Source organism: Streptomyces sp. NPDC007095 (assembly GCF_040634475.1).
Taxonomy (GTDB): Bacteria; Actinomycetota; Actinomycetes; order Streptomycetales; family Streptomycetaceae; genus Streptomyces.
On record NZ_JBEYFS010000095.1, the window covers coordinates 14195 to 40213 of the forward strand.

General features: G+C 70.7%; 21 protein-coding genes and 1 pseudogene. 9 read left to right on the forward strand and 13 right to left on the reverse strand.

What is annotated here, in order from left to right; all coding sequences use genetic code 11:
* Complete coding sequence (locus tag ABZ656_RS29110; RefSeq protein WP_101405144.1) at window positions 1–738, forward strand: hypothetical protein; 738 nt, start codon at window positions 1–3, stop codon at window positions 736–738.
* Between the two features lie 52 nt (window positions 739–790).
* On the opposite strand, the gene ABZ656_RS29115 is transcribed toward ABZ656_RS29110, so the two are convergent.
* Window positions 791–4093, reverse strand: a complete 3303-nt coding sequence (locus ABZ656_RS29115; protein WP_360271418.1) for a S8 family serine peptidase — start codon at window positions 4091–4093, stop codon at window positions 791–793.
* Between the two features lie 264 nt (window positions 4094–4357).
* Window positions 4358–4894, reverse strand: coding sequence for a CGNR zinc finger domain-containing protein (locus ABZ656_RS29120; RefSeq protein WP_360271420.1), 537 nt, complete (start codon window positions 4892–4894; stop codon window positions 4358–4360).
* Window positions 4895–5020: 126 nt separating this feature from the next.
* On the opposite strand from ABZ656_RS29120, the gene ABZ656_RS29125 reads away from it, so the two are divergent.
* From ABZ656_RS29125 to ABZ656_RS29145, 5 genes are all read left to right on the forward strand, one after another.
* Complete coding sequence (locus ABZ656_RS29125) at window positions 5021–5473, forward strand: VOC family protein (protein ID WP_101405147.1); 453 nt, start codon at window positions 5021–5023, stop codon at window positions 5471–5473.
* A gap of 24 nt (window positions 5474–5497) precedes the next feature.
* A complete protein-coding gene (locus ABZ656_RS29130; protein ID WP_360271422.1) occupies window positions 5498–6382 on the forward strand; it encodes a pyridoxamine 5'-phosphate oxidase family protein in 885 nt (294 codons plus the stop codon).
* Window positions 6383–6418: 36 nt separating this feature from the next.
* On the forward strand, window positions 6419–6883 hold the full coding sequence (locus ABZ656_RS29135) for an NUDIX hydrolase (protein ID WP_101405149.1): 465 nt from the start codon (window positions 6419–6421) through the stop codon (window positions 6881–6883).
* Window positions 6884–7142: 259 nt separating this feature from the next.
* Window positions 7143–8933, forward strand: coding sequence for a TIGR03767 family metallophosphoesterase (locus tag ABZ656_RS29140; RefSeq protein WP_360271425.1), 1791 nt, complete (start codon window positions 7143–7145; stop codon window positions 8931–8933).
* A 113-nt stretch (window positions 8934–9046) separates the two neighbouring features.
* Window positions 9047–10186, forward strand: a complete 1140-nt coding sequence (locus ABZ656_RS29145; RefSeq protein WP_360271427.1) for a serine hydrolase domain-containing protein — start codon at window positions 9047–9049, stop codon at window positions 10184–10186.
* 125 nt (window positions 10187–10311) lie between these two features.
* Here the strand turns inward: ABZ656_RS29145 and ABZ656_RS29150 are convergent, their stop codons facing one another.
* Both ABZ656_RS29150 and pepN read right to left on the reverse strand, forming a co-directional pair.
* Entirely contained in the window at window positions 10312–11388 is a 1077-nt protein-coding gene (locus ABZ656_RS29150) for a hypothetical protein (RefSeq protein ID WP_101405151.1), read from the reverse strand.
* A gap of 212 nt (window positions 11389–11600) precedes the next feature.
* Complete coding sequence (pepN, locus tag ABZ656_RS29155) at window positions 11601–14180, reverse strand: aminopeptidase N (protein ID WP_360271429.1); 2580 nt, start codon at window positions 14178–14180, stop codon at window positions 11601–11603.
* Window positions 14181–14385: 205 nt separating this feature from the next.
* Here pepN and ABZ656_RS29160 point away from each other — a divergent pair, with 205 nt between their 5' ends.
* Window positions 14386–15042 (forward strand): DsbA family protein, encoded by a 657-nt coding sequence (locus ABZ656_RS29160; protein ID WP_101405153.1) that lies wholly within the window; start codon window positions 14386–14388, stop codon window positions 15040–15042.
* Window positions 15043–15055: 13 nt separating this feature from the next.
* Here ABZ656_RS29160 and ABZ656_RS29165 read toward each other — a convergent pair whose 3' ends face one another.
* Window positions 15056–15292, reverse strand: coding sequence for a hypothetical protein (locus ABZ656_RS29165; RefSeq protein ID WP_129592304.1), 237 nt, complete (start codon window positions 15290–15292; stop codon window positions 15056–15058).
* Between the two features lie 156 nt (window positions 15293–15448).
* Between ABZ656_RS29165 and ABZ656_RS29170 the strand changes: the two genes are divergently transcribed.
* Entirely contained in the window at window positions 15449–16105 is a 657-nt protein-coding gene (locus tag ABZ656_RS29170; protein WP_360271435.1) for a histidine phosphatase family protein, read from the forward strand.
* 149 nt (window positions 16106–16254) lie between these two features.
* Here the strand turns inward: ABZ656_RS29170 and ABZ656_RS29175 are convergent.
* The 8 genes and pseudogenes from ABZ656_RS29175 to ABZ656_RS29210 form a co-directional block, all read right to left on the reverse strand.
* A pseudogene (locus ABZ656_RS29175) lies at window positions 16255–16371 on the reverse strand (Fe-Mn family superoxide dismutase); the annotation flags it as partial.
* 105 nt (window positions 16372–16476) lie between these two features.
* Complete coding sequence (locus tag ABZ656_RS29180; protein ID WP_360271437.1) at window positions 16477–17871, reverse strand: amino acid permease; 1395 nt, start codon at window positions 17869–17871, stop codon at window positions 16477–16479.
* A 234-nt stretch (window positions 17872–18105) separates the two neighbouring features.
* Window positions 18106–18996 carry a TauD/TfdA family dioxygenase gene (locus ABZ656_RS29185; RefSeq protein WP_360271439.1) on the reverse strand — a complete coding sequence of 297 codons (891 nt, stop codon included), beginning with the start codon at window positions 18994–18996 and terminating at the stop codon, window positions 18106–18108.
* Between the two features lie 11 nt (window positions 18997–19007).
* Window positions 19008–20342 carry an LLM class flavin-dependent oxidoreductase gene (locus tag ABZ656_RS29190; protein ID WP_360271441.1) on the reverse strand — a complete coding sequence of 445 codons (1335 nt, stop codon included), beginning with the start codon at window positions 20340–20342 and terminating at the stop codon, window positions 19008–19010.
* Entirely contained in the window at window positions 20339–21076 is a 738-nt protein-coding gene (locus ABZ656_RS29195) for an ABC transporter ATP-binding protein (protein ID WP_101405158.1), read from the reverse strand. Before ABZ656_RS29195 ends, ABZ656_RS29190 begins: the two co-directional genes overlap by 4 nt.
* The gene (locus tag ABZ656_RS29200; RefSeq protein WP_360271444.1) at window positions 21052–21903 is read right to left on the reverse strand and encodes an ABC transporter permease; all 852 of its coding nucleotides are present in this window, start codon (window positions 21901–21903) and stop codon (window positions 21052–21054) included. Before ABZ656_RS29200 ends, ABZ656_RS29195 begins: the two co-directional genes overlap by 25 nt.
* Window positions 21904–21908: 5 nt before the next feature.
* Entirely contained in the window at window positions 21909–22994 is a 1086-nt protein-coding gene (locus ABZ656_RS29205) for an ABC transporter substrate-binding protein (protein ID WP_101405159.1), read from the reverse strand.
* A 521-nt stretch (window positions 22995–23515) separates the two neighbouring features.
* Window positions 23516–24721 carry an ROK family protein gene (locus ABZ656_RS29210; RefSeq protein ID WP_360271446.1) on the reverse strand — a complete coding sequence of 402 codons (1206 nt, stop codon included), beginning with the start codon at window positions 24719–24721 and terminating at the stop codon, window positions 23516–23518.
* A gap of 512 nt (window positions 24722–25233) precedes the next feature.
* Between ABZ656_RS29210 and ABZ656_RS29215 the strand changes: the two genes are divergently transcribed.
* The gene (locus tag ABZ656_RS29215; protein WP_101405161.1) at window positions 25234–25824 is read left to right on the forward strand and encodes a biotin transporter BioY; all 591 of its coding nucleotides are present in this window, start codon (window positions 25234–25236) and stop codon (window positions 25822–25824) included.
* Window positions 25825–26019 lie beyond the last annotated feature (195 nt).

Below are 26019 nucleotides of genomic sequence, written 5' to 3' on the forward strand. Positions count from 1 at the left end.
GTGGCCGAGTATGAGGGAGTGGACGCGCTGTTGGCCGCGATCACTGACGAGGCTCCGCCCGAAGGAGCCGGCGACGACCCGGAGTTCATGGCCGAGCACCGGTCGGCGGTGGCCGATGTGGCACTGCTGCGGGAGCAGTTGGCGGTCATCGGGGATGCGCTGGCGGACCGTGCGGAGGAAGCGAAGCCGGTCCCGGTACGGGCCCCCAGAAAGCGCACCCGCCGCCCCGAAGGCGCCCCGAGGAACCGCGGCCGCCGTCCCCTAGCCCTGGTCCTGGGCACCCTCGTAGCGGCCACCGTGGCCGCGATGGTCGTCGGCATGGGCTGGCTCCTCGCGCACAACGGGGGAGGCGCGTCGGAGACCAGCGGGGCCAAGGCGGCCGACAGCGGGAGCGCGGGCGAGGGGGCCTCGCTCAGCGGCCCGGGCTACCTCGCGTGCGCCCGGCTCGTCGCGGAGGGCACGGTCGCCGACGTCGAGCCGCTCCCCGGCACCACGGAGAACCGGATCACCCTCCACGTGGACCGCTACTACAAGCCGGAGAAGGGGAAGACCGAGGTCGTCCTCGTACTGGACGAGGAGGTGGCTCCCCGGCCGCGCGAGGGCGAGCACGTGCTCGTCGCCCTCCACGACGAGCCGGCGACACCGACCGGCTGGACCACGGGGGCGAAGGCCATCGCCGACGAACGCGCGTGGATCGTGAAGGCGCTGCCCGAGTCCCGCACTCTCACGTGCCCGTGAAAAAAGGGCGGGCGCCCGTTCCCGGACGCCCGCCCCTTCACCGACGCAGGTGTTACGGCGTGACCTTCTCGATCTTCACGCTGCCGAGGCCGGCGGCCGTGCCGCGGGCGTTCACCAGCTGGACCTGGCCGAAGAACTCGCGTCCCTCGGGGGCCGGCGCGGCCGCGGTGACCTCGCCGGAGACCGTCGCCGTACCGCCCGTGGCGAGCTTCACCGGCGCCGACTCGTCGACCTTGACCGAGCCGAGCGCGGAGGAGAAGAACACGTCACGGTAGTCGTACGCGGTCGAGCCCGACGGAACCGAGTAGCCCACGACCTCGATGGTGTACGTACCGGCGGCGGGGTTGGGGATGGAGACCGCTTCCTCCGAGTCGCCGTCCGCGGACTGCGCGACCTGCTTGCCGGTGGAGTCGTACACCGTCAGGTCCAGGTCGGCGGCCGTGTCCGAGACGTTGCCGATGGCGACGTCGAGCGACGCGGCGCCGGCCGGCACGTCGACCGTGCCGGTCTGGGTGGCGCCGCCCGCGATGGTCGGCCGGGCCGTCTTGGAGGAGCCGAGCGGGCCGCCCTTCAGGGTGCCGTCGAGCGCCGCGAAGCCGTTCGTCACCTTCCAGGAGGCGGTGACCGGCGTGCCGACCTTGGCCTCGGGGACCGTCACCACGGCCGGGTCGAAGGCCGCGCCGAGCACGGTGGCCTCCAGCTTGTAGGGGTTGTCCAGCAGCGGCGAGGTACGGCGCGCCTCGACCTCGACCTCCCAGACACCGGGCTGCGGGTCCGCGTACGAGCGCACGTCGGGCTTGCAGCTGTTGGTGTTCGGGTAGTTGCTGTAGCAGTACGGCGTGCCGGTGTCCTCGACCGGGACACCGTAGGGGTGGATGGAGATGAACCGGGTCTGGCTCAGGTCCTTCAGCCCGCCGATCGCGACCTCCAGCGCCTTCGCGCCCTCGGGCACTGTCAGGAAATACGACCGCGTGCTGTTGCGCTGCACCGAACTCGACGCGGAGTAGCTGTACTTGAGCGGCGTGGAGACCACGACCGTCGTCAGGATCTGCTTGTCCAGGCCCTCGGTCCGCGGGTCGTCGACCTCGAGGATCGCGCTCTTGATGCCGGCCGAGGAGGCCTTCGCGGCGACCTTGACGGTGACCGGCTTGTTCAGTTCGAGCTTGACCTCGTCGGAGCCGACGATCCGGAAGGTGTCACCGGCGTTGTTCTCGAAGTGCAGTTCGTGGCGGATCGCCTTGTCCGGGCCGGACGTACGCGTGATGGTGATGTCGTACGTCTTCTTCACGCCGACCTTGAGGCCGCCCTCGCGGTCGTAGAGGCCGGTGCCGAAGCCCGGGGTCTTCAGGGCGTAGTCGATCGCGGTGTCGACGGGGGCCTTGACGGTGTAGTCGTGGGCGGTCACGTCGTCCTTGATCGACTTCCACGCGTCCACGATGTTGATGAGGCCCGCGCCCTCCTCGTACGCCTGCACACCCTTGATGTGGTCGGCGGTCGAGGTGAGGGCCGTGCGCAGCTTGGCGGGCGTCAGGTCGATGCCCCTCTGCTTGGCGGCGCTCAGCAGCAGCGCGGACGCGCCGGCGGCCTGCGGGGAGGCCATCGAGGTGCCCTGGAGCATCGAGTAGCCGGCCGGCAGGGAGTAGCCGGCCTGGGCGACCGGGGAGCCCGGCAGCCAGGTCTGCGTGGTGTTGATCGCGGCGCCGGGCGCGGTCAGCGTCGGCGTGAAGCCGCCGTCCTCACGCGGACCGCGCGAGGAGAACGGCATCATCGCGTACTTCTTCTCCACGACGGAGCCGTAGTTGGCGGCCCAGGTGTCCTTGGAGATGGACGCGCCGACCGAGATGACCTTGTCGGCCAGGCCGGGGTCGCCGATGGTGTTGGCGCCGGGGCCGGAGTTGCCCGCGGAGATCACCAGCTGGACACCGTAGGTGTCGATGAGACGCGTGTAGAGCTCGGAGCGCGCGTTGTTGCCGTCGTTCAGCGCGGGCAGGCCGCCGATGGACATGTTCACGATGTCGACGCCGTGGTTGACGACGAGGTCGATCATGCCCTCGGTGAGCGCGACGTTGGTGCAGCTCGGGCCGAACACGCAGGCGCGCGACGAGACGATCTTCGCGCCGGGGGCGGCGCCGTTCATCTTGCCGCCGAACAGGCCGTTCGCGGAGGTGATGCCGGCGACGTGCGTGCCGTGCTCGCTCGCGATCAGACCGATGTTGACGAAGTCGGCCTTCTTGCCGACCCAGTCGCCCCCGTAGGGATCCATCGGCACGTCCTTGCGGATCTGCACGACGAACGGCTGGCTCTCGACGACGTCGGTGGCCGGGTTGTCGGTCCCGAAGTGACCGATCTGGTAGCCGTCCTTGTACGGCTTCATCGCGGTGTCGTCGCTGAAGTCGTGGTTGTTGTTCACATCGACGGTGACGGTGCCGGCCGCCGGGTCGTACAGGACGCCCCACGAGTCGGTGGTGTCGCCGTCACGGTTCACGTCGCCCGCGGCGTCGCCGCCCGCCGTCGCGGACTCCCGGAACGTGCTGATCTCGTACGAGCCCGCCGGGGACGTCCAGGTCTGGCCGCCGTAGGTGAAGGTGGGCCCGGAGACCGCGCTGACCATGGGCCGCCAGCTCAGGTCGTTGTCGAGGATCGGGTCGGTCGAGGTGACCCAGTCGACGATCTTGCGCTCGCCGGTGGTGGTCTTCTGCAGCGCCGGGTGGCTCAGGTCCACACCGGAGTCGAGGATGCCGATGGTGATGCCCCGGCCGTCCGCCTTCGGGTTCTTCTTCACGAAGTCGACGGCGCCCGTCTCGAAGGACGGGTTGTACGGGTTCTCGGCGGGGGTGTTCTTGTCGGGCGCGGCGTAGGTCTTCGTGGCCTTCGAAGAGGCGCCCTTGGCCGTGTCGGCGCTCGGCGTCGGGTCGTCGAGCGCGATGTCCTGGCGCAGGTCGATGCCGTGCACCGAGGTCAGCTTGGCGGCGGCGGCGATGGCCGCGTCGGCCTTGGCGGTCGGGACCGTGGCCCGGACGTAACCGACCTTGTCGTACGTCTGGCCGACGGAGCCGCCCTTGACCGCGTCCATCTCCTGGGCGACCTGCTCGGTCTGCCCGGGAGCGGTGGCGATCATCATCGTGACGTTCTTGGCGCCGTCGGCCTTGGCCTCGGCGAGGAGGTCCGCGTCGTTCGAACCGAGCTTGGCGCTCGCGGACTTGGTGCCCGGATCGGGCGTGGCGGGTGCGTGGTCCGCGGAGAAGGCCATGGGTATCGGCCCGGCCGCGGAGAGCGCGGCCATCAGACCTGCGGCCACGGCGACGCGGGCCACGCGTCTCGCGCCCGATATCGGTGCGCGCTGAGGATCGGTCATCAGCATCCCTTGTAGGTAAAGGAACGAGCGTGGAGTGACCGGTCCCGACGTTCCCACGGGACACGATCACATCAGTCCGGTATGTGGACCCGGATGACCGCTCAGCTTTACCTAAGGGGCAGTTGTTTGGGGAGAGTTGACCGAGGCGGGATGGAACCATGGCGTAATTCCGCCATACGCCATGACGGTCAAAGTGCGGTATGACAGGACATCGACAAGGAAGGTCAGTCGACCCCCGGTCGCCCGTCGCCCGCTGCCGGCCGCTCAGGCCTCCCGTGTGCGCGCGTAGTGACGGGACGCCTTCGCGCGGTTACCGCAGGCCGCCATCGAGCACCAGCGGCGGGTGCCGTTCCGCGAGGTGTCGAAGAAATGCAGGATGCAGGAGTCGTGGGCGCAGCGGCGGATGCGGTCGGGGGCGGTGGCGAGCAGTCCGAGGTAGTCGCGGGCGGCGAGCCAGGCGGGCCCCCAGGACGGGTCGCCGAACTCCGCCTCCTCGCCGGGTCCCTGTCCGGTCAGCGTCACGCGGACGCGGCCGTGCGCGAGGACGGCGTCGATCCCGGCGGCGGCTTCCTCCAGGGTGCCGTCGACGGCCGAGCGCAGGGCGTCACGGGCCTCCCGTACGTGCAGCAGCACGGCGTCGTCGGCCGGGAAGTCCAGCCCGTTCGCCGCCAGCCACACCGCCAGGCCCTCGGTGTCCGTCAGCAGGTCCTGCGTCACTCCCTCGCGGTTCCAGCGGGTGTTGAGCAGGTCGAGCGAGACCGGCTCCCCGGTGAGCGGACGGGGATCGGCGGTGGTGGGCATGAGGGGCTCCCTTCAGTGCTAACCGCTCAAGGGTAGGTCACTGGTTGACGCCCTTCATTCTAACCTTTAATGTCAATTACAAGGGTTAGCTCCTCTGTGGGGCGGCCAACGACAGACGGGACCGTCATGACCTTGCGCACCGGCCACATCGGCCTGAACGTCACCGACCTCGACCGCTCGCTCGCCTTCTACCGCGACGTCCTCGGCTTCGGAGTGATCGCCGAGGGCAAGGAGGAGGAACGGCGGTACGCGTTCCTCGGCTCGCTCGCCGGAGACGGCCGCCCGGTGCTCACCCTCTGGCAGCAGGCGCAGGGGTCGTACGACAAGGCCCACGCCGGCCTGCACCACCTCGCCCTCGAAGTGGACTCGGTCGACCAGGTCAGGGAGTACGAGACGGCCCTGCGCGACTATGGCGTCGACTTCGCGTACGAGGGCGTGGTCGCCCACCGTGAGGGTTCGGTATCCGGCGGCATCTTCTTCCACGACCCCGACGGCACCCGCCTCGAGGTCTACGCGCCGAGCGGGGCGGAGGGGGCCCCGGTGCCGTCCGCCACCGCCCCCACCTGCGGATTCTTCTAGGAGCTGTGGAGAGCGGGGCGCGTCATGACGTACCACTCAGGCTCACGGGCCGTACAGGACCGGGTGGGAGTGCGCGAGGCCGCCGACCATGTGGGGCGGTCCGTCGGACAGGGCATCCGCCCCGTGGCCGCCGCCTTCCTCGAACTCCAGCCGATGCTGGTGCTGGGCGCGGCCGATCCGGCGGGCGGAGCGGTGTGGGCCTCGCTGCTCACCGGCGAGCCCGGGTTCGTGCGGGCCACGGGTGTCCGGCAGATCTCGGTCACGGGCGGCGGCCTGCGCGAGAGCGACCCGCTGGCGCGGGCGCTCGCCACCCCGGGCACCTCCGTCGGCACGATCGCGCTCGACCCGCGCACCCGCCGCCGTATGCGACTCAACGGACGGGCCCGCCCGACCCCCCGCGGCTTCGCCGTCGAGGCCGACCAGGTCTTCTCCAACTGCCCGAAGTACCTGCAGAAGAGGGAGTCGTACGAGAAGGTCGAGCGTCCGCCCGGCACGCCCCGCCGGTCCGCAGGACTCACCCCCGGGCAGCGGCGGTCCGTCGAGTCCGCCGACACCTTCTTCCTGGCCACCGTCCACGCGCACGGCGCCGACGCCAGCCACCGGGGCGGCAACCCCGGTTTCGTCCACGTCACTTCACCGAACCAACTGCACTGGCGCGACTACCCCGGCAACTCCATGTTCCTGACCCTCGGCAACCTGGAGACGGACCCGAGGGCGGGGCTGCTCTTCCTGGACTGGGTGTCGGGGACGGTGCTGCAACTGACGGGCACGGCACGCACGGAGTACGCGGCCGACGGGGAGCGCACGGTCGGCTTCACCGTCACCGAGGTCGTGCAGACGCCTGCCGCCAGCCCGATCCGCCGCTGGTCGCCGCCGGAGTACTCACCGGCCAACCCGTCTCTGCCGTAGGCGACTTGCCGTGCCACCGTGCCGTAACGTCTGGGCATGCCGAAGCAGTTGAGGGTGGCGGCCTACGCCGTATGCGTGCGGGACGGGCGGATGCTGCTGGCCCGCTGGGTCGCGGGTGACGGAAGCAGGCGGTGGACCCTGCCCGGCGGCGGCATGGACCACGGCGAGGACCCCTACGACACCGTCATCCGCGAGGCCGAGGAGGAGACGGGCTACGCCGTCGAGCCCCTCGCGCTGCTCGGCGTCGACTCCGTACTGCGTTCGCACCCGCGCCGGCTCGGCTCGCCCAACGACTTCCACGCCCTGCGGATCGTCTACGAGGCCCGTGTCACCGGCGGCGAACTGCGCCACGAGACGAACGGCTCCACCGACATGGCGGCCTGGCACCCCCTCGACGAGGTACCCGCCCTCGACCGGGTCGCACTGGTCGACGTGGGACTGCGGCTGTGGCGGGAACGACCGCCCCTCGGCCGCGCCGGTTCCGAAGAGGCGGGGAAGTAGCCGCAACGCAGGCAGCGGTGGGGAACCGGTCCCCTACCCCGGAAAATGAACACGGAGTGACCGCGTCCCGGCCGTTCGGAGAGGGGACGTGGGCGCGCAGGTTGCTCCAAGATCCACGTACGGTGATCGGCGTCGGCAGTTGCCGCCTCGTTAACGTCCAGGTCACCCGCGGTGCCAACGATCCAGTGTGAGCGGGGAGTTACCGCAACGAACCCCCCGCGACCACTGCCGACGCGTTCGCACTCGGGGAGACCGCGCCATGTCGCGCATACGCTCTGTCGCCACTTCCGCCGCCATGAACCGCCGTACCCTGCTCGCCGCCACCGGGGCGGTGACGCTCTCCGCGGGCATCGGCTACGCCCTGCGGCCCGACTCCGAGGCGCACGCCGCCACCACCGGCACCGGCGAGTCGGCCGTCGCCGCGTCCCTCCCCCACTCTCGGCTTCGCTCGAGCGGGGGGACCCCCATGGCGCCCGCCGACCCCCTCGCTCCCTACGAGCGCGGCACCACCCTGGAGAGCGTGGCCGCGCCGCGCTCCGGCTCGGGCGGCTACCGGCGGCTCGGTGACGGCCCCGCCTGGAAGCGGGTCGTACGCGGCGACCTGGCCGCGGCCAAGTCGGGCCGGGCCGACCGGCGCACCGCGCTCGCCGCGTTCGTGCAGTTCACCGACCTGCACCTGATCGACGTCCAGCACCCGCTGCGGCTCGAGTACCTGCGTACCGGCGCCGCGAACGCCTGGCGTCCGCACGAGTCGCTGACCGTGGCCGGCGCCGTCTCGCTCGTCGAGCGGGTCAACGCGCTGCGGGGCGCCCCCGTCACCGGCTCCCCGCTGCACTTCGTCATGACCACCGGGGACAACACGGACAACAACTCCAAGACGGAACTGGACTGGTTCCTGAAGGTCATGAGCGGGGGCCGGATCAGCCCCAACAGCGGCGACCCGCGCCACTACGAGGGCGTCCAGAACAGCGGCCTCAAGCTGTACTGGCAGCCGGACGCGGCCCTGCGCGACGCCGACAAGCAGCGCGGCTTCCCGCACCTGCACGGCTTCCTCGCGGCCGCCATCCGTGAGCTGCGCAGCCCCGGCCTCGGCCTGCCCTGGTACTCCACGGTCGGCAACCACGACGCGCTGCCGCTGGGCTGCTACCGGCACGGCGACTCCTTCCTCGCCGAGTTCGCCGTCGGCGGCAAGAAGCTGATGACGCTGCCCGCCTCGGCGAGCGTCGCCCTGCGCGCCGCCATCAAGAACGACAAGGACCCCAAGGGCACCCAGCTCAGGGACCTCCTCAAGGCGCACGCGCGGCAGCTGCGCTCGGTCACCCCGGACGAGTCGCGCGCCCCTTTCACGCCCGCCGAATACCTCAAGGCGCACCTCGACCCCGCGCACACCGGCCCCGGCCCGATCGGCCACGGCTACTCACAGGCCAACCTCGCCGCGGGCACCCAGTACTACGCCTTCCGCATCTCCGACGACATCATCGGGATCAGCATCGACACCACCGACCCGGGCGGCCACTACATGGGCTCCATCGGGACGACCCAGCTGCGCTGGCTGGACAAGACGCTGAGCGACAACAAGGACTCGTACGCCATCGTCTTCAGCCACCACACCAGCAAGTCGATGACCAACCGCCGCACCGACCCCGCGCACCCGAGCGACAAGCGCCACGGCGGCCAGGACGTGGTCGCCACGCTCGCCAAGCACCGCAAGGTGCTGGCCTGGGTGAACGGCCACACCCACAAGAACGAGATCATCGCGCACTCCGCGCCGGACCACGGCTCCTTCTGGGAGATCAACACCGCCTCCCACGTCGACTTCCCGCACCTCGCCCGCATCATCGAGGTCGTCGACAACAAGGACGGCACGCTCTCCCTCTTCACCACCCTCATCGAGTCCGCGGCCCCGCACCGTACGGACTTCTCCGACCTCAGCCAGACCGGGCTCGCGGCCCTCTACCGCGAACTCGCCTTCAACTCCCCGGGCCGCAGCACGGAGCTGGCCGGCGCCTCGCGGGACCGCAACACGGAGCTCGTACTGAAGAAGGCCTGAGGAAGCCCGAAGAACGGCCGAAATCCACTCAACTGGCGTACATGCGGGCAACCTTCACACCGGCCCGCCGAGTCCCTCCCCCCGACCAGGTCCACCGGTGAAGGGGGAACGGCATGTCAGTGCGTACGGGACTGGTGGCGGCGACGGCGGTGGCGCTTGCGGCCGCTCTGGCGGGGCCCGCGGTGGCGGCTCCCGCCGGGGCCGGCCACCACGGTGCGACCCGCGCCGCCATGGACGCCGCGGTGAAGGACGGAGTACCGGGCGTGACGGCGACGGCGCGGGACACCGGCGGCACGTGGTCGGCCACGGCGGGCGTGGGCGACGTGCGGACGCGCACGCCCCGCGGCACGGCCGACCACTACCGCGTGGGCAGCATCACGAAGACGTTCGTGTCGACGGTGCTGTTGCAACTGGAGGCGGAGCGGCGGCTGTCGCTGGACGACAAGGTGGAGAAGTGGCTCCCGGGCGTGGTCCGGGGCCACGGCAACGACGGACGCCGGATCACCGTCCGGCAGCTCCTCGACCACACCAGCGGCATCTTCAACTACACGGCGGACGAGGACTTCGCCCGCACGTACTTCCTGAAGGACGGCTTCCTCGAACACCGCTACGACACGAAGACACCCGAGCAGCTCGTGGCGATCGCGATGACCCACGAACCGCTCTTCGCGCCGGGCACGTCCTGGAGTTACTCCAACACCAACTACGTGCTGGCCGGCATGGTGATCGAGAAGGTCACCGGCCACTCCTACGCCGCCGAGATCCGCCGCCGCGTCATCGAACCGCTCGGCCTGCGCGCCACGTCCGTCCCCGGCACGCGGACGGCACTCCCACGGCCCAGCAGCCACGCGTACTCCAAACTGGCCCGGACGACGACAGGACCGACGTACGACGTCACGCGGCTCAACCCTTCCCTGGCCTCCTCGGCCGGGGAGATGATCTCCGACTCCGCCGACCTGAACCGCTTCTACGCGGCCCTGCTGGGCGGCCGCCTCCTTCCGCCGAAGCAGCTGAAGGAGATGAAGACCACGGTGAAGGCCGCCGAGATCCCGGGCGCCCGCTACGGCCTGGGTCTCATCGACCGCAAGCTCGGCTGCGGGGTCCATGTGTGGGGCCACGACGGCGGCATCCACGGCTCGACGTCCTCCGCCGTGACGACGGCGGACGGCCGCCACTCCCTGGCCTTCAACTTCAACGGGGACTGGTCGGGGGACAGCGATGCGGTGATCGAGGGGGAGTTCTGCGGCAAGTAGGCCCCTGAACTGCCCCCTTGACGCAGGTCCGAGCCGGAGGTTCGCCACGGGCGCACGCACGAGGAGGGGCCGCCGGATCTCCGGCGGCCCCTCCTCTCCCCTCCTGGTACCGCCCCGGTCCGTCACTACCGGGGCAGGACCACGACATACGCCGCCGGTTCCCGGTCGTTCGCCGCCATCAGCGCGGTGCGGACCACCGCCGCCTGCTGCTCCATCGCCTCGCGCAGCTTCCGCGGGGTGATGTGGACGACCGTGATGCCGAGCCGCTCCAGGTGCTCGCGCTTGCGGGCGTACTCCGACCAGAGGGCGTCGTCGTCCTGGTCATGGCCTTGCCGGTGTCCCTGCCGGGGCGTCCGGGTGTCCAGCTCCATGGCCACCGCCTGCTCGGGCCAGTACGCGTCGAGGCCGCCCAGGTGGGGTCCGCCCGGCAGGCGCAGGTCGATGTTCCAGACCGGGTCGGGCAGGCCGTACTCCCGCACCATCCGATAGAGGCGGTCCTCCGCGATCGCCCGGCCCTCCGCCAGCAGTGAGTCCACCGCGTCCACCACGTGCGGCCGGCTCAGCAGCCGGGCCTGCGTCAACTCACGTACCACCGAGGCCGGTTCGCAGTGCCCGGCGCGCACCGCCTCCGTCAGCAGCCGCCGTACCGCGCCCGCGTCCGACAGCTTTGCCACCGCGTCGGCGAGGGCGCGCGGCACGGGGGCGACCGGGACACCCGTGAGGTACGAGGGGGCGGGCAGCGAAGGCGTACGGACGATGTGGGCGCAGCCGTGCGAGCGCAGCCGGCGCAGCCGGGGGACCAGGACGTCGATCTTGTCGAGGGAGGTCAGCGGGGGCGACGAGGTGAATCCGTGCAGGGTCAGCGCCGCCAGGCCCGTGATCAGCGCGTCCGCGTACGGTCGCGGGGCGTGCGGTTCCTCGGCGCCCGGCTGGACGGGGATGCCCGGCGCCGGCTCGCTTGCGGCGGTGCGGCCCGCGAACAGCAGGACGGCGTGCAGGCGTTCCTCGGAGGTGGGCGGCCCCGGGTGGAGGAGGAAGACGCCGGGGAGGATCTGCTGCCAGGGGCCGCCCGGCCGGCACCGCTCGTTCGTGTCGGCGGCCGTGACGCCGTGGGTGCGCAGCTGGGCAGCGGTCAGGACCCGCCGCTGCGTGTGGGACAGGTGGCGGAGGGGGTGGGGGGAGAGTGGGGTGTTGTGGTTCATGACCGGGGGTTTCCCGCGCCCGATCCGTCCCCTAACCGCTGTTACACGCCTGTCGACAAATCTGGACAAGCTCGCCCTAAAGTACGGGCGTTCGACTGCCGAAAGACGCTGGTCCGGATCGGGGTTACGGGGCCCGGTGCGCGGGTTCGGTAACGGGGCCCCGGGCGGCCGCATGGGCGACCCGGGGCCCCGTCACTTCCCGGCCGTTGTCGCTACGACCCCGCCGCCGTGTCGCACGCCTGTCCCCGCAGGGCGCGCGCCAGGTCGTCCCGCGCCTCCAGGACCAGACGGCGCAGGGCCGGTGCCGCGTCCTCGTGGGCGGTGAGCCAGGCGTCCGTAGCGTCCAGGGTCTCCTGGGAGTCCCGGAGGGACGGGAACAGGCCCTTGACGACGTCCATGCCGATCTGGATGGACCGCTCGGCCCAGACGCGTTCGATGGCCGCGAAGTACTTCGCGGCGTAGGGGGCCAGCAGTTCCCGCTGGGAGGGCTGCGCGAAGCCCGCGATGGTCGCCTCGACCAGCGCGTTGGACAGCGCGTCCGACTCGACGACCTGCGCCCAGGACTGGGCCTTGACCGCCGCCGAGGGGCGGGCGGCGAGGCAGCGGACCTGGTGGCGCTTGCCGGAGGCCGTGTCGTCGCGGGCCAGTTCGGCGGCGAGGAGGGACTCGTCGGCGACGCCGTGCGCGGCCAGCGGTTCCAGGAACGCCCAGCGCAGCTCCTGGTCGACGTCCAGGCCGTCGACCTTGGCGGTGCCCTCGAGGAGGTGCAGCAGCAGTTGCAGATCGGCCTGGTCGGAGGCGACCGTCGCGAAGAAACGGGCCCAGGTCAGCTGGTGCTGGCTGCCGGGCTCGGCGAGCCGCAGCTCCTTCAGGGCGCCCTGGGCGAGCAGCCGGCCGCCCTCCGCACGCCAGCCGGGGGCCGCGTAGTGGACGAGCGCCGAGTGCGCCCAGGCGTGCAGCATCTGCAGGACGCCGATGTCGGACTCGCGGCCCGCGAAGCTCAGCACCAGGCCCACGAAGTCCCGGGCCGGCATCAGCGCGTCCCGGGTGAGGTTCCACAGCGCCGACCAGCACAGCGCGCGGGCGAGCGGGTCGGTGATGTCGCCGAGCCTCTCGCGCAGCGTGGCCAGCGAGTTCTCGTCGAAGCGGATCTTGCAGTACGTGAGGTCGTCGTCGTTGACGAGAACCAGCTCGGGGGCGTCCGCGCCGACCAGCTCCTCGACCACCGTACGGGGGCCGACGACGTCCACCTCGGTGCGCGCGTACCGCACCAAGGAGCCGTCGGCGTCCTCACGCCGGTACAGGCCCACCGCGACGCGGTGCGGGCGCAGTTCGGGGTGCGACTCTGGGGCCTCCTGGAGCACGGCCAGCTCGGTGATGCGGCCCTCGGCGCTCAGGATCACCTGCGGGGTGAGGGAGTTCACCCCGGCCGTCTGGAGCCACCCCCGCGACCAGGTGGCCAGATCGCGTCCGCTGGTCTCCTCCAGCGCCGACAGCAGATCACCGAGGCGCGTGTTGCCGTACGCGTTCCGCTTGAAGTAGCGGCGCGCGCCCTCCAGGAACGCGTCCTGGCCGACGTACGCGACGAGCTGCTTGAGCACGCTCGCCCCCTTCGCGTACGTGATCCCGTCGAAGTTGAGCTTGGCGTCCTGGAGGTCACGGATGTCGGCCGTGACGGGGTGGGTGGAGGGCAGCTGGTCGGCACGGTACGCCCAGGCCTTGCGGCGGTTGGCGAAGGTGATCCAGCCGTTCTCGAAGCGGGTCGCCCCGACCAGCGCGAACGCGCCCATGAAGTCGGCGAAGGACTCCTTGAGCCAGAGGTCGTCCCACCACTCCATGGTGACGAGGTCGCCGAACCACATGTGCGCCATCTCGTGCAGGATGACGTTGGCCCGGCCCTCGTACGACGCCTGTGTCACCTTGCCGCGGAAGATGTACTCCTCGCGGAAGGTGACGAGCCCCGGGTTCTCCATCGCGCCGAGGTTGTACTCGGGCACGAACGCCTGGTCGTACTTCCCGAACGGGTACGGGTAGTCGAAGTGGTCGTGGAAGAAGTCGAGCCCCTGCTTGGTCACCAGGAACACGTCGTCGGAGTCGAAGTGGGGCGCCAGACCCTTGCGGCACATCGCGCCGAGCGGGATCTCCAGCGTCGTACCGTCCTCGAAGGTACGCGCGTAGCTGTCCGTGACGTAGTGGTACGGGCCCGCCACGAACGCGGTGATGTAGGTGGAGATCGGCTTGGTCTCGGCGAACCTCCACACACCGTCGACGAGTTCACCGACGCCGTTGCTCCAGACCGTCCACCCCTCCGGGGCCCGCACCTCGCAGCGGAAGGGGGCCTTGAGGTCCGGCTGCTCGAAGTTCGCGAAGACGCGCCGGGAGTCGGCGGGCTCGTACTGGGTGTAGAGGTAGACCTCGCCGTCCTCGGGGTCGACGAAGCGGTGCATGCCCTCGCCGGTACGGGAGTAGGCGCACTGCGCGTCGACGACCAGCTCGTTGTCGGCCCGGAGGTCCTCCAGCCGGATGCGGGAGCCGTCGAAGACCTCGCCGGGGTCCAGGTCCTTGCCGTTGAGCGACACGGCGTTGACGCTCGGTGCGAGCAGATCGGCGAAGCTCGCGGCGCCGGGCTGCGCGCAGCGGAAGCGGATCGTGGTCACCGAGCGGAACGTGCGCGGCTCGGCCTCGATGTCGCCCAGGGCGGAGCGCAGGTCGAGGGAGACCTCGTACCCGTCCACGGACAGCAGCGCTGCCCGCTCCTGGGCCTCGTCGCGGGTCAGATTGTCACCGGGCACGGGCGGCACTCCCTCGGGGCGTCACGGAATGGATATGGATACTGCGGAACGGATGTCCGGCATCCGACGGCGGACACGGCTGGACAGGAGCGATCCTGCCATGTGCCCCTGACGCGGGACAGCCGGGAACGAGGCGGGGACACCCGGGAATGAGGCGAGCGACCTCCGGTGTTGCTGCGGGAAACACCGCTTTCCGAGGAGAACCATGCCCGAGACCGCCTCCACCAAGACCCCCGTCGACTTCTGGTTCGACCCGCTGTGCCCCTGGGCCTGGATGACCTCGCGCTGGGTGCTGGAAGTGGAGAAGGTCCGGGACATCGAGGTCCGCTGGCACATCATGAGCCTCGCGGTCCTCAACGAGGACAAGCTGGACCAGCTGCCCGAGGAGTACCGGGACATGCTCGCCACCAAGGCCTGGAAGCCGATCCGGGTGGCCACCGCCGCCTGGCAGAAGCACGGCGAGGACGTCCTCGGCCCGCTCTACACCGCGCTCGGCACCCGTATCCACAACCAGGGCGAGGGCGCGACCATCGAGGCGATCGCGGGCGCGCTCGAGGACGTCGGCCTCCCGGCCTCCCTGCTCGACTACGCCGACCAGGAGGACTTCGAGTTCGACGCCGAGCTGCGCGCCTCCCACAAGGAGGGCATCGACAAGGTCGGCCAGGAGGTCGGCACCCCGGTGATCGCGCTCCCCGGCGACGACGGCGAGCAGATCGCCTTCTTCGGCCCGGTCGTCACGCCCACCCCGCAGGGCGAGGCCGCGGCCAGGCTGTGGGACGGCACGCTGCTGGTCGCCTCGACCCCCGGTTTCTACGAGATCAAGCGGACCCGCACGAAGGGCCCGGACTTCAGCAACCTGTAAGAGCCGCCAGGAGTCATTCCGGCTCGGGCATCTTCTGGGGCGGGTCGAACGGCTTGACCCTCGACGCCGTGCGGATGTTGCGGCAGTCGAAGTCGGTGCGGCCGCAGATCCAGTAGTCGTCCACATACGCGTTCGGCTTCTGGAGGTTCGCCAGCTTGCGGATGATGTTCCGCTCCCGGTCGTCCCGGGGCTGGCGGTGCGGCTGGTAGGACCCGCACGTGTAGCAGGGGTACGTCATTTCCCTCGGCATCCCGCAACGATGCCCCGGAAGCCCGCATACCGTAAGGCCCCGTGAGGCTCCTTTTCGCTCCTCGCGGGGCCTTCGCGGCACTTCCGAACAACCCGGACGGTGGGCTTCCGTCGGAGCGCACACGCGGGCGCGCCCCGACCGGGATACTGGCGGGTCATGAGTACGACGAGCATGACCCACAGCGCCGTGAGTCCCGCAGCCTCAGTGAGCACGACCCTGCTGCTCGCCCGGCACGGCCGGACCGTCTGGCATGCCGAGAACCGCTACGCCGGAGTGAGTGACGTCCCCCTCGCCGACGAGGGGCACGCCCAGGCCGAGGCGCTCGGCCGCTGGGCCGCGGCGCATCCCGTGGACGCCGTCTGGACGTCGACCCTCTCGCGCGCCGTCGCCACGGCCGAGCCCGCCTGCCGCGCCCTCGGTCTCACCGCGCACCGCGAACCCGCACTGCGCGAATGCGACTTCGGGGTGGTGGAGGGCCGCACCCTCGCCGAGTTCGAGGCCGAGAACCCCGCCCGGGCGAAGGCGTTCCGGGTCGACCCGGTGTCGTACCCCTTCCCGGAGGCGGAGGACCCGCGCACCGCGGCGGCCCGCGGGGCGGCCGTCCTGCGCCGGATCGCGGCCGCGCACCACGGCGAACGCGTCCTGGTCGTCGCCCACAACACCCTGCTCCGGCTGGTGCTCTGCTCGCTGCTGTCCATCCCCCTGGGCGAGTACCGCAGGGTCCTCCCGCGGCTGCGCAACGCCGCGATCACCGAACTCCGTATGACGGACGGTGCCGCCGCGCTGCTGTCGTTCAACGTGCCCTGCGCCTGACGCGGGCGGTGTATGCAGGAGAAGGGTCCCCGCGAGTCACGTCCTCGCAGGGGCCCTCCGTTTCTCCGCCTGCCACGTGAAAGGTGAGAAGACGATCACGAGCAGGACGTTTCATACCCGCCTCAGGGGGTCGGCGGCAAGACGTTCGAGGCGAGGACGCCCCAGCCGGAGCCCTGGGTGGTCGCGGCGGCCTTCGTCAGCTGTGCCCTGAACCCGGCGAAGGAGCCGAACGACTCGGTGATCGCGTCCGCGAGCTCACCCACACCGGTCCCCTCCGGCCTCGTAAGACCTTATTGCATGCCATTTGCAAGTGCACGCTGGCAACAAAAAGGCCCTCGTGCGGGTCGCGCGAGGGCCTTTCGGGGGAACGGTCAGCGGGCCGCGCGTGCCCGCTGCCAGGCGTATCCGACGGCCGCCAGGAACAGCGTCATGCCGCCCGTCGAGTACAGCTGCACCCGGGTGTCCGGCTGCCTGGCCATCAGGACGAAGATCGCGGCCATGCCGGCCAGCGCCATCCAGGTCAGCGCCGGGAACAGCCACATCCGCACGATCAGCTTCTCCGGTGCCTCGCGCTCCACCCGGCGCCGCAGCAGCAGCTGTGAGACCGCGATGAAGATCCACACGACCAGGATCACCGCGCCGATCATGTTCAGCAGCCAGGGGAAGACGTCGTCCGGCCGCCAGTAGCTCAGCAGCACGCACACGAAGCCGAAGACGCAGGAGACGAGCACCGCGACGCGCGGGACCCCGGCCGAGACCCTGCCGAGGGCCTTCGGCCCCTGGCCGCGCTCCACCAGCGAGTAGGCGATGCGCGAGGAGCCGTAGATGTTGGCGTTCATCGCCGACAGCAGCGCGACGAACACGACCACGTTCATCAGCTGGCCGGCGCCCGGGATGCCCAGGTGGTCGAGGGCGGCGACGTACGGGCCCTTCTCGACGACCTCCTTCGAATCCCAGGGGACCAGCGTGACGATGACCGCCATGGAGCCGATGTAGAAGAGCGCGATGCGCCACATCGCCGTACGGACGGCACGCGCGACGCCCTGGACCGGATTCTCCGACTCGGCCGCCGCGATGGTGACCGTCTCCAGACCGCCGTACGCGAAGACCGACGCGAGCAGACCGACGACCAGCCCCTCGCTGCCGTGCGGGAGGAAGCCGCCCTGGCCGGTGAGGTTCGAGGTGCCGGGGGAGTCCGTGCCGGGGAGCACGCCCGCGACGGCCAGTACGCCCAGCACCAGGAACAGGCCGATCGCGCCGACCTTCAGCGCGGCGAACCAGAACTCGAACTCGCCGAAGTTCTTCACGGCGGCGAGGTTCGCGACACAGAAGACCACCATGAACAGGGCGACCCAGGCCCACTCGGGTGTACCCGGCAGCCAGCCGGTGACGATCTTCGCCGCCCCGATCCCCTCCAGCCCGACGGCCGTGCAGAGCAGCACCCAGAAGGACCACCCCGCGGTGAAGCCCGCCCACGGTCCGATCGCCCGCTCGGCGTGCGCCGAGAACGAGCCCGAGGACGGATACGCGGCAGACATCTCGCCGAGCATCCGCATCACCAGCATGACCAGCAGACCGGAGACCGCGTACGCGATCACGATCGACGGTCCGGCGGCGGCGATCCCAGCGCCGGACCCGACGAAGAGACCGGCGCCGATCACGCCGCCGAGGGCGATCATCGACAGATGGCGCTGCTTGAGGCCGTGGGACAGCGGGGCGTTTGCGTCGGGAGCGGTGGGTGGGGTGTCGAGGGTGGTGCGGGACATGAGAGCGGGTGGTCCCTTACGTGCGAGTGGGCAAAAACGCCCACAGTCTGGGCAGCCTCTCCGCTCAGGGGGAGAGGCTGCCCACTATGCGGACACCCGGGGCACGGAGCGTGAGATTTCCTTTACTCGGCCACGGACGCGTAGTGCGTGTTACTCGGCCACGGACGTGTAGTGCGTGTTACTCGGCCACGGACGTGCAGTGCGTGTTACTCGGCCACGGACGTGTAGTGCGTGTTACTCGGCCACGGACGTGTAGTGCGAGGCGTCGCCCTCGATCGAGTAGCTCTCCTTGCCCTCGATGCCGACCGGCACGTCACCGGCGACGGTCACCCGGTGCAGGCGGCGCGGCAGGCCGTCGTAGTTGTCGACCGCGTAGTGCTGGGTGATCCGGTTGTCGAACAGGACCAGCTGGTTCGGGGACCAGCGCCAGCGCAGGATGTTCTCCGGCCGGGTGACGTACGACTGGAACAGGTCGAGCAGCTTGCGGGACTCGCCCACCGGCAGCCCGACGATCCGCTGCGCGAACCCGCCGATGAACAGCCCGCGCTCGCCGGTCAGCGGGTGGACCCGGACGACGGGATGGGCGGTACGGAACTTGATGGACGTGAACTGGGCGCGCTGGGCAGCCTGTTCCTCGTCGATCTGCTCGTCAGGCACCGCGTAGTCGTAGTCGTTGGTGTGCTCGGCCCACAGGGTGTCGGCGAGCGCGCGCAGCGGGGCGGGCAGGTCCCGGTAGGCGGCCGCCGAACTGGAGATCAGGGTCTCGCCGCCGTACGGCGGGATCGTGATGCTGCGCAGGGTGCTGGCCTGGGGCGGGTTGAGGACGAAGGTCACGTCGGTGTGCCAGTGGTTGGCGCGCCCGCGCTCGCTGTCGACGGGGAGCACGTTCGGGGCACCGTCGACGGCGGCCACCGTCGGGTGGGCGGTGGTGAGGTCGCCGAAGTGGCGGGCGAAGGCCTGCTGGCCCTCGTCGTCGAGGTGCACGTCGTCGAAGGCCAGGGCCTTGTGGACGTTGAGGGCCTCGCGGATCGCGGTGACCTGTTCCTCGTCGAGCGGCTTGGAGATGTCCACGCCGGAGACGCGGGCGCCTATGTTCGCGGTGACCTTGCTGATCTCGATGGACATGCGGGGTCCTTTCAGACGAGAGCGGGCTGGAGGTACTGGTTGGCGGGGCGGGGAAGGCCGTAGCGCTCCCGGAGGGTCCGGCGCGGTCCGTACTCCGTGCGGAGCAGGCCGCGGGCGCGCAGGATCGGGACGACGTGGTCGACGAACAGACCGAGGCCGGAGGGAAGTACGGCGGGCATGATGTTGAAGCCGTCGGCGGCGCCGCGCGTGAACCACTCCTCGATCGCGTCGGCGACCTGCTCCGGCGTGCCGGCGAAGGTGAGGTGCCCGCGCCCGCCGCCGAGCCGCCCGATCAGCTGCCGTACGGTGAGCCGTTCGCGGCGGGCGAGTTCGACGACGAGGGTGTAGCGGCTCTTGGCGCCCTCGATGACGTCCTCGGGAGGCAGGTCCGAGGGAAGCTGGGCGTCCAACTCCAGGGTTCCGGGCTCCAGTTGCAGCAGGTGCTCCAGACGGTCCACGCCGTGCGTGTACACGATGTGGTCCTCCAGGACCTGCTCGTTCGCCCGCGCCTCGGCCTCCGTCGAGCCGAGCACCGGGACGATGCCGGGCAGCACCTTGATGTGCTCGGGGTCCCGACCTGCCTCCGCCGTACGGGACTTGAGGTCCGTGTAGAAGGCCTGGGCGTCGGCGAGGGTCTGCTGTGCGGTGAACACCGCCTCCGCGTAGCGCGCCGCGAACGTCTTGCCGTCCTCACTCGACCCCGCCTGTACGAGCAGCGGGTAACCCTGCGGCGAACGGGGCACGTTGAGGGCGCCCTCGACCCGGAAGTACGTTCCCTGGTGGCGCGGCGGGTGGATCTTGGCGTCGTCGCCCCACACGCCGACCGCCTTGTCGGCGACGATCGCGTCGTCCTCCCAGCTGTCCCAGAGCTTGAGCGAGACGTCCAGGAACTCGGCGGCGCGCGCGTACCGTTCGGCGTGCGCGGGCTCGGCGTCGAGGCCGAAGTTGCGGGCGGCCTCCGTACCCGCCGTGGTGACGATGTTCCAGCCCGCCCGACCGCCGCTGATGATGTCGAGAGAGGCGAACTTGCGGGCAAGGTTGTAGGGGGAGTTGTAGGACGTGGACGCCGTGGCGATCAGGCCGATGTGCTCGGTGGCCGTCGCCAGTGCGGTGAGCAGGGTGAGCGGTTCCAGGGCGCCGGCGGGCCGTTGGGCGAGGTTGCTCCACAACTGGGGTCCGTCGGCCAGGAAGAGGGAGTCGAAGGTGCCGCGTTCGGCGATCCGGGCCAGCTCGACGTAGTGGGCGAGTTCGACGTGGGCGTACGGGTCGCTCTCCGGCAGCCGCCACGACGCCTCGTGATGGCCGGTGTTCATCAGGAAGGCGTTGAGGTGGAGTCGGCGGGTCATGCGTGGTCCTCCGTCACACCGAGAGCGGCAAGAAGGCGCTCCCGGTATTCACTCAGTACCGGCTCCCGGTAGGAGCGCGGGTGGGGGCGGTCGATGGTCAGGTCGAGACCGATCCGGCCCTGGTCGAGCACGAGCACCCGGTCGGCGAGGACGATCGCCTCGTCCACGTCGTGGGTGACCAGGAGCACCGAGGGGCGGTGGCGCTCCCACAGCTCCCTGAGCAGCACGTGCATCCGGATCCGGGTGAGCGCGTCCAGCGCGCCGAACGGTTCGTCGGCGAGGAGGAGTTCGGGCTCGCGGACCAGAGAGCGGGCCAGGGCGGCGCGCTGGGCCTCGCCGCCGGACAGCTCGTTGGGCCAGGCGCGTTCGCGGCCTTTCAGGCCCACCTCGGCGAGGGCTTCGCGGCCTTTCTCGGCCGCTTCCTTGCCGTTCGTGCCGAGCAGCACGTTGTCGAGGACCCGCCGCCAGGGCAGCAGCCGGGAGTCCTGGAAGACGACCGACACCCGCTCCGGGGCGCAGAGCCGGCCGCTTCCGACGACCTCGTGGTCCAGGCCCGCGATGGCCCGCAGCAGCGTGCTCTTGCCGGAGCCGCTGTGCCCCAGCAGGGCCGTGAACTGTCCGGCGGGCAGGTCGAGGTCGATGTCGTCGAGGACCGTACGGCCGTCGAACGACCGTGTGAGACCCCGGAGCTGGACGGCGGGCGCGGTGGTCAGCTGCTGAGCGTGCGGCGCCATGACAGCACCCTCCGTTCGACGAGACGGACCGCGCTGTCGGAGACCAGGCCGAAGACGCCGTAGATCAGCAGGCCGACCAGGATGACGTCCGACTGGCCGTAGTTCTGGGCCTGGAACATCATGTAGCCGAGGCCGCTGGTGGCGTTGATCTGCTCCAGGACCACCAGGCTCAGCCAGGAGCCGGTCACCCCGAGGCGCAGCCCCACGAAGAAGCCGGGCAACGCGCCGGGGATGACGATCCAGCGGACGAACTGGAGCCTCGACAGGCCCTGGACCTCGGCCAGTTCGACGTAGCGGTGGTCGATGCCGGACAGCGCGGCGTGCAGGTTGAGGTAGATCGGGATGTAGACGACGATCGCGATGATGGCGATCTTGAAGGTCTCGCCGATGCCCAGCCAGAGGATGAACAGCGGGATGAGGCCCAGGGTCGGGATCGCCCGGTTGAGCTGCACGGTCCCGTCGATCAGCGCCTCGCCGATCCGGCTGAGCCCGGCCGCCAGCGCGAGGACCACACCGGCGGTCAGGCCCAGCGCGAAGCCGTATCCCGCGCGTTCCAGGGAGGTGCGGACGTCGGTGGGGAGCGTGCCGTCGCTCCACAGGTGACCGGCGGTCTTCAGGACCGTCCAGGGCGCCGGGATCGCGCCAGGGTCCAGCTGTCCGGCGGCGGAGGCGGCCGCCCACAGGGCGAGGAAGAGGGCGGGGCCGATGAGCCGGGCGGCGGGCAGGCGCTTGCCGGGAGCGAGGCCGCGGCGCCTCCTGCGCCCTACGGCAGGCGGGTCCTCGGCGGCGGTCACCGGCACGGCGGTCGAGGTCGTGGTTGTCGTCATGGCCGTCACTTCCGGTACTCCGCCGGGACGGCCTTCGCCGCGATGCCCTCGAAGCGCCGGTCGAAGAGCGAGCCGACCTTGAACGCCTTCACGAAGCCGCCCTCGGCCAGCAGATCGGCGGTCTCCTGCTCCCACTTCACCGCCTCGCCCCAACTCGCCGGGAACAAAGGCTTGTTGGCGAGCTCGGTGATGGACCGGGCCTGTGCGGGCGTGAGGTTCTGCGTCTTGACGTAGAACTCCTCGTTCCAGGCGTCCGGGTGCTCGTACGCCCACACCTGCCCCTGCGCCCAGCGCGGGATGTACGCGGCGACGGCCGCCGCCTTCGCCGGGTCGGCCAGCACGGAGGTGGGCGCCCACAGCAGGTTGAGCAGGTCGACCACGTCGGTGGTGATCGCGCGGGCGCCCTTCGACTCGTACTGCTTGAGGTACGCCGGCGCCTGGCTGTTGGCGAGCGGGGCGATGTCGACCTGGCCCGACTGCAGGGCCGTGAAGAACTGGTTGCTGGTCAGCGGGACCAGCTTCACCTCGTCGTACGCGAGCCCGGCCTCCTTCAACGCCCGCAGCAGGACGACGCCCTGGGCCTGACCCTGGGAGAACGCCAGCTTCTTGCCCTTGAAGTCCGCGACGGTGTGGATGTCGCTGCCTGGCTTGGTCGCGAAGAGGTAGTTGGGCTTGCGGGTGACGTCGATCGCGACGATCTTGGCGTCGTAGCCCTGGTAGTGCGCCTGGATCGGCGGGATGCCCGCGTTGTTGGCGACGTCCAGGGACTTGGCCCGGAAGGCGTTGATGACATCGGGCCCGGCGCCGATGTTCACCCAGCTGGAGACGCTGAACGGCAGATCGGTGAGGCCCGCGAGCTTGAACTGGAGCTGCTGGACGTTCTGGTACGAGGCGATCTTGAGGCTCGTACCTGAGGGGACCTCGGCGGACAGCGGGGCGGACAGGGACCCCTTGGACTCGCTGTCGGCGGCGCTGGCCCCCGCGCAACCGCTCAGTCCGGCCGCGGCGGCCACGCCGAGCAGGGAGGACAGGAACAGCCGCCGGTCGACACCGGGCGCGAAAGGGGACGACGAAGGAGACAGTGGTGGCATGGGAGGACTCCGGGGATCCAAGTGGCGGAAACGCGCGCGGAATTCCGGGCAGGCGGAATTCGACAAGGGAGGGAGGTGAAAGAAGCGAAATACGCGCGCATGGGGAAGCGGGAGGCGCGCGCCGAAGGCGCGGCAGAAGAAACCGGGTGATCGTCGACGCGTCGACGCGTCAGCAGGTCACCACATCAGCAGGTCACCACATCAGCAGGTCACCACATCAGCAGGCCGGCACACCAGCAGGCCGGCACATCAGCAGGCCGGCACACCAGCAGGCCGGCACACCAGCCGGTCGGCACATCAGCCGGTCGGCACATCAGCACGCCGGCACATCAGCACGCCGGCACACCGGCAGGTCAAGGCGTCGACGCGGCAGTGACCCGGCGTCAGCAACAACGCGTGCGTGCGACCCGCATAAGGTCGACGACGCGGCACTTGGTCAGCGGAACCTGCGCCCGCGAGCTGCTCATGAGGAGGATGCTCCTGTCCTCGTCCGACCGCTGTCAACATTCCGAGTTTCTGAATTAATTCGTCCCCGGTGACAGGCCCAGTGGATCCCGGTACACCACGTCGAGTGCCACGGATCCACCCGCCACGGCGAGCACGGATTCCGGGAAACTGGTCGGCAGGACGGAAGCAGCCCGGTCCGCCCCCACCTCCGCGCGCAGCGCCCCGAGGCAGTCCTCCCGATGCACGGTCCCGACCTCCGCGACGACGACCGTGTCCGGGTTGAGCACGTCCAGCAGCAGTCGGGCCGCCCGCCCGACCGTCCGCGCCCGCTCCAGCAGCAGACGTACGGCGACGGGGTCGCCGTCGGCCGCGGCGCCGACCACGCGCATCGGATCGGCGATGGTGATGACCCCCGCCTCCCGCGCCCGCCGGCACAGCGTCCGCTCGCTCAACTCGGCCTGAAGGCAGCCGGTCCGGCCGCAGTCGCACCGCTCCGAGCCGCCCGGCAACGGCAGATGGGCGATCGCCCCGGCCTGGGAGCGGGGACCGTGGTGCACCTCGTCGTGGGTGGCGAAGGCGGCGTCCACCACGTTGCCGACGAACAGGTGCAGCACGCTGCGGCTGCCGCGCGCCCGCCCGAACAGCCGCTCTCCGTTGACCAACGCCCGTGCGTGCCCGTCCACGTGGACCGGCAGCCCGGTCCGCGTGCGCAGCGCGTCCCGGACGTCGACGTCACGCCAGCCGAGCAGTGCGTGCTCCACGATCGTCCCGGAGTCGCGGTCCACCCAGCCGCCGGCCGCGACACCGATGCCGAGGGGGGTGCGGCCGGGGTGGTCGTGGAGCAGGGCGGCCAGCCCGGCGGCGGCGTTCGCGAGTATGAGGTCGGGCTCCGTGCCGTCGTCGTGGGCGAGCCGTCGCTCCGTGACGACCCGGCCGCGCAAATCGAGCAGGGCGACGGTGGTGTACGGGACGGCCACGTGGACTCCGCCGACCACGAACCGGGAGTCGTCCAGGTGGATGGGGACGTGGGGACGTCCGACGCCGTTCGACTGCCGGGGCGCCGGAGCCTCCCGGATCAGGCCGAGCGCGGTGAACCGGGCGCAGTAGTCGGTCACCGAGGCGGGGGAGAGGCCGGTCAGCCGGGCGACGGTGCTGCGCGCGACCGGGCCGTGTTCCAGGACGGAGCGCAGGATGGCGCTGGCGCTGGTGCGGCGGCGGTCGCCGACGGTGGCGCGGTGGGGTGTCGTGGGCGGGGAGGGGGCCAGGGAGGTACGAGGCATGGCGCTTCCTAGGGAGCGTGTCCGAAACGGTCGCGTCTCGGCGAGCCGGATGCGCTCCGCCCGCCCTACCCGTGGCGACAGGTGGCGGTGCCCTGGCGTCGCAGGTCGACATAGCGACGCGACGCGAAGTTCTCAGCCTGGGCAACCATGTCCTGAAGGGTAGGTCTTACCCCCGATTCCGGCCAGAGGAGCCGTCTCTCCGTGCCGTCGGTCGGGCCGAGGTTTCAGGGGCGCGGGGAACTGTGCGACCAGCCCCCACCGGCCCGCAGCCGAACAAAGACCCCGGCAGGCGAATTGGTGGGACCCTACAGCCCGCGCGCGAACCTCCCCGTGGACAAAACCATCCCACCTCAGTGACCAGCATCACGCCCCGATAGGTGTATGCGGCCCCCTTTGTAAGGGCTCCACCAAGCCCGGGATCCCCGCTTTGTCGATCGCACACGGTGATCCACCCGCCCCCCTGGGATAGCGTCACCGTGTCCCGACCCCCCCCGTCACCCGCCGGAGTCCCCATGAGCACCGCTGCCGCCACCCCCCGCCAAGGCATCCGCCCCGGCGAGGTCCTCGCCGATCTGCTCCCGGCCTCCCGCGTCAGGGACATCACCCTCGTACTGGGCGGAGCCGCCCTCACCGGTCTCGCCGCCCAGATCTCCCTGCCCGTGCCCGGCTCCCCGGTCCCGGTGACCGGCCAGACCTTCGCCGCCCTTCTCGTCGGCACGGCCCTCGGCGCGGGCCGCGGCTTCCTCTCGCTCGCGCTCTACGCCCTCGTCGGCATGGCCGGCATGCCGTGGTTCGCCGACGGCGGCTCCGGCACCGCCGCTCCGTCCCTCGGCTACATCCTCGGCATGATGCTCGCCTCCGCCGCCGTGGGCGCCCTCGCCCGCCGCGGCGCCGACCGCTCGTTCCTGCGTACGGCGGGCACGATGCTGCTGGGCGAGGCGATCATCTACGCGGTCGGCCTCCCGTACCTGGCCGCCGCCACCGGCATGTCGCTGAGCGCGACCCTCGCGGCGGGGTTCACCCCGTTCCTGATCGGCGACGCCCTGAAGGCGGCGCTGGCGATGGGCGTCCTGCCGACCGCCTGGAAGTTCCTCAACCGCTGAGGCCGCAGTTCCCTCGGAAGAGGTTCACAGTCCCCTCGAAAGAGGCTCGCCAGGTCGTACTCCGACTCCGACCCGGCGAGCCTCTTCCGCGTTCCGGGCCCGTACAGCCGCACCGCACTGTCCCTCCGCATGCCGAAGAACCGGGCGGTGGTGTCCCTTCACCGCCCTGCTCTCGTTCGAAATACCGAATGTTGT